This is a genomic window from Streptomyces roseus (assembly GCF_001044425.1).
GTDB lineage: Bacteria > Actinomycetota > Actinomycetes > Streptomycetales > Streptomycetaceae > Streptomyces > Streptomyces roseus.
On record NZ_LFML01000101.1, the window covers coordinates 1 to 9830 of the forward strand.

At 73.4% G+C, this 9830-nt stretch carries 11 protein-coding genes; 7 read left to right on the plus strand and 4 right to left on the minus strand.

Annotated features, from left to right (window positions below; all coding sequences use genetic code 11):
* Position 1 precedes the first annotated feature (1 nt).
* From ACS04_RS23625 to ACS04_RS23635, 3 genes are all read left to right on the plus strand, one after another.
* Complete coding sequence (locus ACS04_RS23625) at positions 2-454, plus strand: DoxX family membrane protein (protein ID WP_048478740.1); 453 nt, start codon at positions 2-4, stop codon at positions 452-454.
* Positions 451-870 carry a Zn-ribbon domain-containing OB-fold protein gene (locus ACS04_RS23630; protein ID WP_048478741.1) on the plus strand — a complete coding sequence of 140 codons (420 nt, stop codon included), beginning with the start codon at positions 451-453 and terminating at the stop codon, positions 868-870. The genes ACS04_RS23625 and ACS04_RS23630 overlap by 4 nt, the downstream gene beginning before the upstream one ends.
* Before the next feature lie 171 nt (positions 871-1041).
* Positions 1042-1893: an LppU/SCO3897 family protein gene (locus ACS04_RS23635; protein ID WP_048478742.1), complete on the plus strand. Its 852-nt coding sequence runs from the start codon at positions 1042-1044 to the stop codon at positions 1891-1893.
* 6 nt (positions 1894-1899) lie between these two features.
* Here the strand turns inward: ACS04_RS23635 and ACS04_RS23640 are convergent, their stop codons facing one another.
* The 3 genes from ACS04_RS23640 to ACS04_RS23650 form a co-directional block, all read right to left on the minus strand.
* Entirely contained in the window at positions 1900-2577 is a 678-nt protein-coding gene (locus ACS04_RS23640; protein ID WP_048478750.1) for a pyridoxine/pyridoxamine 5'-phosphate oxidase, read from the minus strand.
* Positions 2578-2689: 112 nt separating this feature from the next.
* The gene (locus ACS04_RS23645) at positions 2690-3289 is read right to left on the minus strand and encodes a hypothetical protein (protein WP_158977476.1); all 600 of its coding nucleotides are present in this window, start codon (positions 3287-3289) and stop codon (positions 2690-2692) included.
* 264 nt (positions 3290-3553) lie between these two features.
* A complete protein-coding gene (locus ACS04_RS23650) occupies positions 3554-4744 on the minus strand; it encodes a thiolase C-terminal domain-containing protein (RefSeq protein WP_048478744.1) in 1191 nt (396 codons plus the stop codon).
* Between the two features lie 169 nt (positions 4745-4913).
* On the opposite strand from ACS04_RS23650, the gene ACS04_RS23655 reads away from it, so the two are divergent.
* Both ACS04_RS23655 and ACS04_RS23660 read left to right on the plus strand, forming a co-directional pair.
* A complete protein-coding gene (locus ACS04_RS23655; RefSeq protein WP_048478745.1) occupies positions 4914-6113 on the plus strand; it encodes an acyl-CoA dehydrogenase family protein in 1200 nt (399 codons plus the stop codon).
* On the plus strand, positions 6113-6592 hold the full coding sequence (locus ACS04_RS23660) for a nitroreductase family deazaflavin-dependent oxidoreductase (RefSeq protein WP_048478746.1): 480 nt from the start codon (positions 6113-6115) through the stop codon (positions 6590-6592). The genes ACS04_RS23655 and ACS04_RS23660 overlap by 1 nt, the downstream gene beginning before the upstream one ends.
* A 118-nt stretch (positions 6593-6710) precedes the next feature.
* Here the strand turns inward: ACS04_RS23660 and ACS04_RS23665 are convergent, their stop codons facing one another.
* Positions 6711-7358 carry a TetR family transcriptional regulator gene (locus tag ACS04_RS23665; protein WP_048478747.1) on the minus strand — a complete coding sequence of 216 codons (648 nt, stop codon included), beginning with the start codon at positions 7356-7358 and terminating at the stop codon, positions 6711-6713.
* A 306-nt stretch (positions 7359-7664) separates the two neighbouring features.
* On the opposite strand from ACS04_RS23665, the gene ACS04_RS23670 reads away from it, so the two are divergent.
* Both ACS04_RS23670 and ACS04_RS23675 read left to right on the plus strand, forming a co-directional pair.
* Positions 7665-8465: a VOC family protein gene (locus ACS04_RS23670; RefSeq protein WP_048478748.1), complete on the plus strand. Its 801-nt coding sequence runs from the start codon at positions 7665-7667 to the stop codon at positions 8463-8465.
* 191 nt (positions 8466-8656) lie between these two features.
* A partial coding sequence (locus ACS04_RS23675) for a serine/threonine-protein kinase (protein WP_048478749.1) occupies positions 8657-9830 on the plus strand: 1174 nt, incomplete at its 3' end.

Sequence of the window (9830 nt, forward strand, 5' to 3'; positions counted from 1 at the left end):
CATGCAGAGCGTCTGGCTCAGTGGGGCCGAGTGGCTCGCCGTGCTCCGGATCGGGCTCGGCCTGTGGTGGCTGGAGAGTTGGCGGCACAAGGACAAGAAGGGCTGGTTCGAGCGCGGCACGGGCATCGCCTGGGCCGCCGACGTCGCGGGCAAGCACCGCTGGCCCCTCGTGAAGGGCGGCTTCGAGAAGGTCGTGCGGCCCCGCCCGCGGCTGATGGCGTACGTCGTGGTCTACGCGGAACTCGCCCTCGGGCTCGGCCTGGTGCTCGGCTTCCTGACGCCCGTGGCACTCGTCGGCGGGCTGCTCCTGAACCTGCTGTACCTGGTCCTGATGATCCACGACTGGGCCGAGCAGGGGCAGAACGCGATGATGGCCCTCATCTCGCTCACCGCGCTCTTCGCCATGGCCTGGCAGACGTGGTCCCTCGACGCGGCGATCGGACTCTTCCTGTGACCACGCGCCACGACCTCCCCGAGACCGACGACTTCACCCGCCCCTACTGGGACGCCGCCGCCGAGGGCCGGCTCCTGCTGCGCCGCTGCGCGGACTGCGGCCGGGCACACCACTACCCGCGGGAGTTCTGCCCGTACTGCTGGGCCGGCGGGGAGCGGGTGGCGTGGGAGACCGCGAGCGGCCGCGCCACCCTCTACACCTGGTCGGTCGTCCACCGCAACGACCTGCCCCCCTTCGGCGAGCGGGTGCCGTACACCGCCGCGGTCGTGGACCTGGCGGAGGGGCCGCGGATGATGACGGAGGTCGTCGAGTGCGCGGCGGCGGAGCTGCGGATCGGCATGCCGCTGCGCATCGCGTTCCGCGAGGGCGCTCCGGGCGGGGCCGTCGTCCCCGTCTTCCGCCCCGACGACCGGTAGGAGCCGGATCCGGTACGCGACGCCGGCCGGCCTTCGGGGGCCGCCGTCGGGCGCCGTGTGTGTCACAGCCACGCACCGGTCCGGCGGAACGACTGCCTCCCCGTGCGCGATCGGGCGAACCTGGGGTGCCGACCAGAAAGGTCCGTACCACCTCACCCCTTGGAGCCGCCGGTGTCCTCGCAGGAGATCCCCCTCACGATCACCCCCGAGCAGGCCGCCCACGGCGTGATCCTGCCGGTGTCATTGGCCGGCGGTGTCACGCGCTTGCGGATCCCCTCCGGCTGCCGCGACGGCGAACTCGTACGGGTCCGGGTCGGCGGCGCCGAGTTACTGCTGCGCATCCACGTCGCGCCGGCCCGGGGCGCGGCTGCCGCGGGCGCACCCGGGGCGCCGACCGTCGCCACGCCCGCCGTGCCCGGGCAGCGCCCGCCGAAGACGGGGGGTACGGCCGGGTGCCTGGCGGTGCTCGCCGTCATCGCGACCGTGATCCTCGCCGCCGTGGCGCTGAACAGCGGCGATGACGACAAGAACACCGCCTCCTCGTCGCCCACCCCGACGTACGGCTCCTGGTCGCCCCCGCCCGTGCCCTCGTACACCTCGGGAACGAGCGGGGGCACAAGTACGAGTACGAGCGGCACGAGCACGGGTACGAGTACGGGCGGCACGAGCACGAGCACGGGCACGAGCACGGGCAGCAGCTCCGGAAGCGGTTCGTACCCCTCCTCCGCCCCCACCGCGGTGGCACCGGCGCCGAGCCCCTTCGACGCCGGCACCTGCCTCAACGGGAAGCTGCCGGACTCCACGACCGCGCAGCGCGTCGAGGACGTGGACGAGGTCTCCTGCTCGGCGTCGGACGCGCACTACAAGGTCATCCAGCGCTTCGGGTTCACCTCGGACCTGCACCGCTGCGATGCCAACTCGGATACGGAGTACGCCTTCTCGTACCGCTACACGCTCAACGGGACCCCGATCAACCAGTACGTGTACTGCCTGATCGGCCTGGGTTCGTACGCCCGGAACTGACCGGGCTCACGGCCACAGGAGGGTGCGGGTCCAGAGTCCGCCGGGGCCGCGGCGGTAGTGGAGGCGGACGTGGCGGCGGGAGGCGTCGCCCTGGAAGAACTCGACCTCCGTGGCGTCCAGTACGTACCGGGTCCAGGTCGGGGCCGGGGCGTCCGGCTCCGCGCCGGCCCGCTCCCAGGCCGTCTCGTAGACGCGGGCCAGCTCGTCCAGGCTGTCGAGCCGCTCGCTCTGACGGCCGGTCAGCGCCGCCGCGAGGGCGCCCCGTGAGCGGACCGCCAGGTCCGCCCGGCTCTCCTCGGGGCCGCAGGCGGCGACCCGGCCGCGGATCCGGATCTGGCGGGCGACCGCCGGCCAGTAGAAGCCGAGCGCGGCGTCCGGACGGCCGGCGAGCTGGCGGCCCTTGGCGCTGGTGGCGTGCGAGGCGAAGTGCCAGCCGCGCCCGTCGGCGTCGTGCAGCATCAGGGTGCGTACGTCGGGGCGCCCCTCGGCGTCCACGGTGGCCAGGCTCATGGTGTGCGGCTCGGGCTGCCCGGATGCGGCGGCCCGCACGAACCACTCGTGGAAGAGGGGCAGCGGCTTTGCCGGTGCGGAGTCCGGGTCGAAGTCCGGCAGCGGGCCGTCCCATACGCGCAGGGAGCGCAGGGTCGAACGGAAGGCGTCGCTGCTCGTGGTCTCGGCGGTCATGCCCTCCATCGAACACCATCGCGCCGGACGGGCCGGTGCGGACCCGGCGGTGACTTCCGCCGGGTCCGCACGGGGTCGGTGGCCAGGGCGGCCAGGTGGCCAGGGCCCGCGGCTAGTCGGTGCAGTACCTCTTGATCGCCGCGTCGAACGCGGAGTTGTAGGCCTGGTCGTGGGCCTCCTTGGCCTGCTTCTTGCCCTCGCTGTCGGGGACGAGGCCCTGGAGGTTCTGGTTCGCCGGAGGCTTCGGTTCGGCGTTGCAGGTGCCGGCCTGGGCCAGCGCCTTCCCGTCGGTGAAGCCCTCCTTGGCGCCGCGCTGGCGTTCCTTCGTGATCAGCTGCTGGTTGATGGCGTCCTGGGCTTCCTGGCCGCCCAGGCAGGTGGCGGTGGCGCCGCTGTTCTGGAAGACCTTGTACTTGCCGGCCGGTACCTCACCGGAGGTGAACTTGCCGTCGTCGCCGACCGTGGCGGTGCCGCCCCCGCCGCCGTCGGTCTGGTCGAGGAAGACCTTGCCCTTGGCCTTGTCGAACCCCTCGCCGGAGACGATCGCTTTCGTCGCGTCGCCGGCTTTGAGTTCGACGAAGCACGCGGCCGCGGCGGGTGCGGCGGCCGGGGCGGTCCTGGGGGTGGCGGCCCATCCCGTGGCGGTCGCGCCGAGGGCCAGCGAACAGGCCATGAGGGGGGTGAACAAAGTGATGCGGGTTCGTCGGTTCATCGTCGTTCCTCACCTGTGGGTGGGAGGGTCGAGGAATCACGAGGCCGGCACCTGGAGTGGGGCACGCGGAGGGCGTACGGACTCGTGCCCACGATGCCCGCACGGTGCGCGGGAGCGGGTGCGCTCCACGCGCACGTCCCGATCGGCCCCGGAAGGAGTCCGTCCCTCCCATCGTGCCCCGGCCCCGGTGACCTGTCGACCGGGAGCCCGCCGGCCCCGGAACCACCGCCCCGAACGACCGCCCAGGATGGCCTTTTCCACCGATCACCGCCCCAGGATCACGGTCCCCGACGAGCAGAACCAGCCGCCCGTTCCCGAGGCCAGGGCCACCTCCGGGAGCCGGCCGCCCCGTTTGGTGACCTGGCGGTCCGGGCCCGCCTCGCCGCGCAGCTGGCGGACCGCCTCGACCAGCAGGAACAGGCCCCGCATGCCCGGGTGGCAGGCGGAGAGGCCGCCGCCGTCGGTGTTGACCGGGAGTTCGCCGTCGCGCAGCAGCCGGCCCTTCTCCACGAAGGCCCCGCCCTCGCCCTTCGCGCAGAAGCCGAGGTCCTCCAGGGTGACCAGGGTCATGTACGTGAAGGCGTCGTAGATCTGCGCGAGGTCGACGTCCGCCGGGGTCAGCCCCGCCCGCTCGAAGGCGATGCGGCCCGAGACCGCCGCCGGGGAGACCGTGAAGTCCTCCCACTCGGACATCGTGGTGTGCGAGACCGAGGTGCCCGAGCCCAGGATCCAGACCGGAGCCTTCGCCGTGTCCGGTACGAGGTCCTCCGCCGCCAGCAGCACCGCGCAGCCCCCGTCCGAACGGATGCAGCAGTGCAGCTTCGTGAAGGGGTCCGCGATCATCTCGCCGGACAGCACCTCGTCGACCGTGATCGGGTCGCGGAACATCGCGTCCGGGTTGGTCGCCGCGTTCGCCCGGGCCTGGACCGCGACCGAGGCGAGCTGCTCCAGCGTCGTCCCGTACTCGTGCATGTGGCGGCGCGCGGCCATCGCGTACTTGGAGACGAGCGTGTGCCCGTACGGCACTTCGAACTGCAGCGGCCCGCGCGCACCGAACGAGAGGTTGGAGGTGCGCCGCCGTGCCTTGATGTCGGCGCGCGCCGTGGAGCCGTACACGAGCAGCACGGCGTTCGCGTGCCCCGCCGCTATCGCGTCCGCCGCGTGCGCCGCCATGACCTCCCAGGTCGAGCCGCCGACCGAGGTGGAGTCGACCCAGGTGGGGTGCAGCCCGAGGTACTCGGCCACCTCCACCGGCGCGAGGGTGCCGAGGCCGGCCGAGGCGAGGCCGTCGATGACCGAGCGGTCCAGGCCGGAGTCGGCCAGGGCCCGGCGGGCGGCCTGGGCGTGCAGGGCGTAGGGGGTGGGGCCGTCCACCCGGCCGCAGTCGGAGAGGGCGACGCCGGCGACGGCGACCCGGCGGCGTCCGTTGCGAGGTTCGGTCGTGGGTCCAGGCATGCACCAGAACGTACATCTGACGTACTGTCAGTTTCTAGTCCGCGCCGTGCGGTCCTCGCGAGGTGCCCGCATCCCGCCCCTGTGCATCTGCCGCAGTCCGCCCTAACATGACGGCCCGTCAGATCCCTCCCGGCCACCGCGGGGAGGTGCCTCCGGGAGGAGCCCGACGATGGATGCCGCCTTCACCGCGGAGCAGGACGAGATGCGCCGCACCCTGCGCGAGATCCTGGGCAAACGCTGTGGCCCGGACGAGGTCAAGGCCGCCGTCCGGACCGCCGCCGGTTACGACCGCGAGCTCTGGCAGCAGCTCGCGCTCCGGCTCGGCCTGCCCGGCATCGCCGTCGCCGAGGAGTACGGGGGCGTCGGCTGCACCCCCGTCGACCTGGCGCTGGCCTGCGAGGAGACCGGTCGGGCGCTGCTGCCCTCGCCGCTGCTGGCCACCGCCGTGCTCGCCGTACCGCTGATCACCGCGCTCGGTACCGCCGCCCAGCGCTCCGCCCTGCTCCCGCCGCTCGCCGCCGGCGGGCTCACCGCGGCCCTCGCCGTCCCCGGTCCCGCACTCTCCACCGCCCTCGCGCTGACCGGCGAGAACACCCCCGGGGAGTGGTCCGGTGGGGGCCGGGCGGGCGGAGTCCAGGCCCGGCCCGGGCAGGACGGCGGCTGGCGGCTGTACGGGGAGGCCGCCCAAGTGCTCGACGGGCACAGCGCCTCCCTCCTGCTCGTCGCCGCGCACACCGGCGGCTTCGCCCGCAGCCGGACCCTGCTCTTCCTCGTACCGGAGGACGCGCCCGGGCTGGCCCGGGCGCGGCAGGCCACCTTGGACGAGACCCGGCCGCAGGCCCGCATCGAGCTCCGCGACACCCCGGCCGAACTGCTGGGAGCCGACGCCGACAGCGCCACCGGCGAAGCCGTCCTCGCCGCGCTCGCCGCCACCGGGGGCGCCGCGGCCGCCGTCCTCGCCGCCGAGGCGGCCGGCGCGGCCGGGCAGGCGCTGGCCCGCACGGTGGAGTACGTACGCGGGCGTGAGCAGTTCGGTCGGCCCGTCGGGTCCTTCCAGGCCGTCAAACACCGGCTCGCCGACCTCTACGTCCAGGTCCAGGCGGCCCGCTCCGCGGCCTACTACGCCGCCTGGGACCCGCGGCAGGGCGGGCTCGCCCTCGCCCAGGCCCTCGAAGCCCTGCGGATCACGGCCGGCGAGGCGATCCAGTTGCACGGCGGCATCGGCTTTACCTGGGAGCACGACGCACACCTCTACTTCAAGCGGGCCGCGGCCGACGAGCTGCTGTTCGGCCCCGTCCACCGGCTGCGGGCGCACGCCGCCCACCGCGCGGGCCTGTTCACCACCCCCCAGGAGAAGGTGGCCGTCTGATGGCAAGGGCAGTCGGAGTCAAGCTGATGCAGAAGGTCTCCTCGACCAAGCTGTTCGCCAAGATCGCACCGCACTTCATCCCCGCCATGGACAAGGCGGTGCACAAGCTGACCCGCGGCAAGGTCATGCTGAGCGCCCGGATGCTCCCCGGCGTGATCCTGACCGCCAAGGGAGCCAAGACGGGCGAGCCGCGCACCACGCCGCTCGCCTGCATGCCGGAGGAGGGGGGCACCGGCTGGCTCCTGATCGGCTCCAACTTCGGCCGCCCCGGACACCCGGCGTGGACCGCGAACCTGCTCAAGAACCCCGAGGCGCAGGTGAGTTGGAAGGGTGAGGACATCGCCGTACGGGCCCGGCTGCTGGAGGGCGAGGAACGCGCGGCGGCGTGGCGGGCCGTGCTGGGGTTCTGGCCGCCGTACGCGACGTACCAGGCGCGCATCGAGCGCGAGATCCGGCTGTTCCGCCTGGAGCGTCGCTGACCGTTCGGGCGGGCGGGCATGGACGGCCGGTCGAAGCGGGACCGGGAACGGGAACGAAAAAGGGGCTCTGCGGCGGCCGGGAGGGCGGGAGGGCGGCGGACCCGGGGAGGGTCCGCCGCTACTTGGTCGGCTTCTTCCCGGTGATGCCCAGGTGGACGAGGAGGGCCAGGTTCGGCTTGAGCTCGGCCTGCTTGACGCCCCAGGTCTGGAAGCCCTTCTGGTGCGAGGCAACCGCGGCCAGCATGGCGACCAGCGAGCCCGCCATCGCCGCCGGGCTGACGTCCTTGTCGACCTTGCCCTTGGCCTGGAGCTCCTTCATCGACTCCGTGAGGGAGTTGGTGACGGAGTTCAGGATCTTCATGCGGATCTTGTAGAAGCGCTTGTCGCCCTCGGCCGCGCCGAGGTCGACGACCCGCAGGATCGCGTCGTTGCGCCGCCAGAAGTCCAGGAACCCCTCGACGAGTTCCTCGGCGGCCTGCCAGCCGGCCTTGCCCACCCAGCTGCGGCCCTCGACGAGCGCCGTCAACTGCGCCCCCTCCGTGGCCATTTGCTCGGCGATCTCCAGGACGGCGCCCTCGACGTCCGGGAAGTACTGGTAGAAGGTCGCGGGGGAGGTGCCGGCCTTGCGCGCGACGTCGATCACCTTGACGTCGCGGTACGGCGAGGAGCTGAGCATCTCGCTGAGGCAGTCGAGCAGCTTCTGCCGCGTCGCCTGACCGCGCCGGCCGGCTACGCGGCCGTCGACGGTGCGTACTTGTCCTGTCATGCCGTCAGCTTACCGAGGGGTGATCCGCGCGCGATTCGGCCGCCTGCAAATGGGGTTACGTGACACCTGGCCTGGGCGAAGACCGCGCCCCGGGCCGCCGCGCCTGGCGCTTTCCGTTCGGCGGACGTGCCGATTCCGGGTGCGTTCCGCACAGATCCGGTGCGAGATCCGGGCGCCCGAGGCCCATCCCACCCCGCCCCCTTCCTCTCGAAATCCCCCGATTAGTCTTATCAACAGGCTGTGGACAAGTTTTCGGGCAGATCATGGCTGAAGGGCATAGCGGGGCACAACGGAAGGAACCGGGCCATGGCCGCATTCGCGGAGGGAACACCCTGCTGGGTGGACGCCTCGCTGCCGGACGTCGAGGCCGGCAAACGCTTCTACGGTGAGCTCTTCGGGTGGACCTTCTCCGCCGGCGCCGGCCCCGAGTACGGCGGCTACACCCAGGCCTACAGCCGCGGCCGCAACGTCGCCGCCCTCGCCCCCAAACCCGACGGCCGCATGCCCACCGTATGGGGGATCTACCTCTACACCGTCGACGCCTACGCGTGCGCCGCGCGCATCCGCGCCTCCGGCGGCCAGATGGTCATGGACCCCCAGCCGGTGGGCCCGTACGGCGGCGCCGCGCTGGCCGCCGACCCCGGCGGGGCCGTCTTCGGCCTGTGGCAGCCCGGCACCCACCACGGCTTCGAGGCCCAGCAGGAGCCGTACACGTACTGCTGGAGCGAGGTCTACACGCGCGCCCGCGACGCCGTCGACGTCTTCTACGCCAACGTCTTCGGCTACGTCCCCGAGGACCAGGACGACGCCGGCAGCGGCGTCGAGTACCGCCTGTGGTCCCCGCCCGGCAGCCGGCCCGGGGCCGAGACCGCGGTCCTGGGGCGCAGCGTGATCACCGACGCGTTCCCGGAGATCATGCCCTCGCACTTCCTCGTGTACTTCGCCGTCCCGGACGTCGACGAGTCCGTCGCGACGGTGAAACGGCTCGGCGGCCGGGTCACCGCCGACCCCTTCGACACCCCGCACGGGCGGATCGCGGTCGTCGCCGACAACCAGGGCGCGGTGTTCGCCCTGCTCTCGGAGCCCCGTACGGGTCCGCTCGGGTAGGCGGTGCCCGGAGGATGTCCGCGCCGGGCCCGCACTGTGACGACGCGCCCCTCGCGCGGGCCTGACAGAATCGGGTTGCGCGACCCCGGGCGGCGCCCGGGATGAGACGCTGCACGGGGCCGACCGCCGTGCCGGCGCGCGTGCAGGTGGGAACGGGCCCGGCGAGGGCCCGTACGGGGATTGTGAGGCGAGTGGTGGAGCAGCTGACGCAGCACGACCCGAGACGGATCGGCCCCTTCGAGGTGCTGGGACGGCTCGGCGCCGGCGGCATGGGGCTGGTCTATCTCGCACGGTCGGCATCCGGACGCCGGGTGGCGATCAAGACGGTGCGGACCGAGCTCGCCGAGGACCAGCTCTTCCGGGTGCGCTTCACCCGCGAGGTGGAGGCCGCGCGCGCCGTGTCCGGTTTCTACACCGCGGCCGTGGTCGACGCCGACCCGCGGGCCGCCGTGCCCTGGCTGGCGACCGCGTACGTCCCGGCGCCCTCCCTGGAGGAGATCGTCAACGAGTGCGGGCCGATGCCCGCCCAGGCCGTACGGTGGCTCGCCGCGGGCATCGCCGAGGCCCTGCAGTCCATCCACGGCGCGGGCCTCGTCCACCGCGACCTGAAGCCGTCCAACGTGCTCGTCGTCGAGGACGGCCCCCGCGTGATCGACTTCGGCATCGCGAGCGGCGTCTCCAACACCCGCCTGACCATGACGAACGTCGCCGTCGGCACCCCCGCGTACATGTCGCCCGAGCAGGCGAAGGACTCGCGCAGCGTCAAGGGCGCCAGCGACGTCTTCTCGCTCGGCTCCACGCTCGTCTTCGCCGCGACCGGGCATCCGCCGTACCACGGGGCCAACCCGGTGGAAACGGTGTTCATGCTGCTGCGCGACGAGCCGAACCTGGAGGGGCTCCCGGACGAGCTGCGGCCGCTGATCGACTCCTGCATGCAGATGGACGCCACGCAGCGCCCGACCCCCGCCGACCTGCAGGCGCAGCTCGCCCCGCACCTCTTCGACGGCGGGGACGACAGCGGCACCGCCTCGGCGTGGCTGCCGGTCCGGGCCGTGGCCATGATCGAGGCCCGCCGCGCGGGGCAGCGTACGGCCGCCGCACCGGTCCCGGCGCCCGGCCGCGGCCCGGGGCGCGGCTCCGACGCCGCCACGCACCGCAGGGAGCCGCGCGGCGGCCCCGGCGGCGGCGACCCGTGGGTCGACCCGCGGACCGGCCAGGCCGTGCCCCAGCGCCCGCAGCACCCGCCGCGGCCGGCGTCCGGGGCGCCGTCCGGCGAGCCGGTACGGATCGGCGGCTCGCCGGTGCCGATCGGGCCCGGTCCGCGCGCCGGCGCCGCGGCGCCCGCCGCGCGCGCGGCCGCCGCCG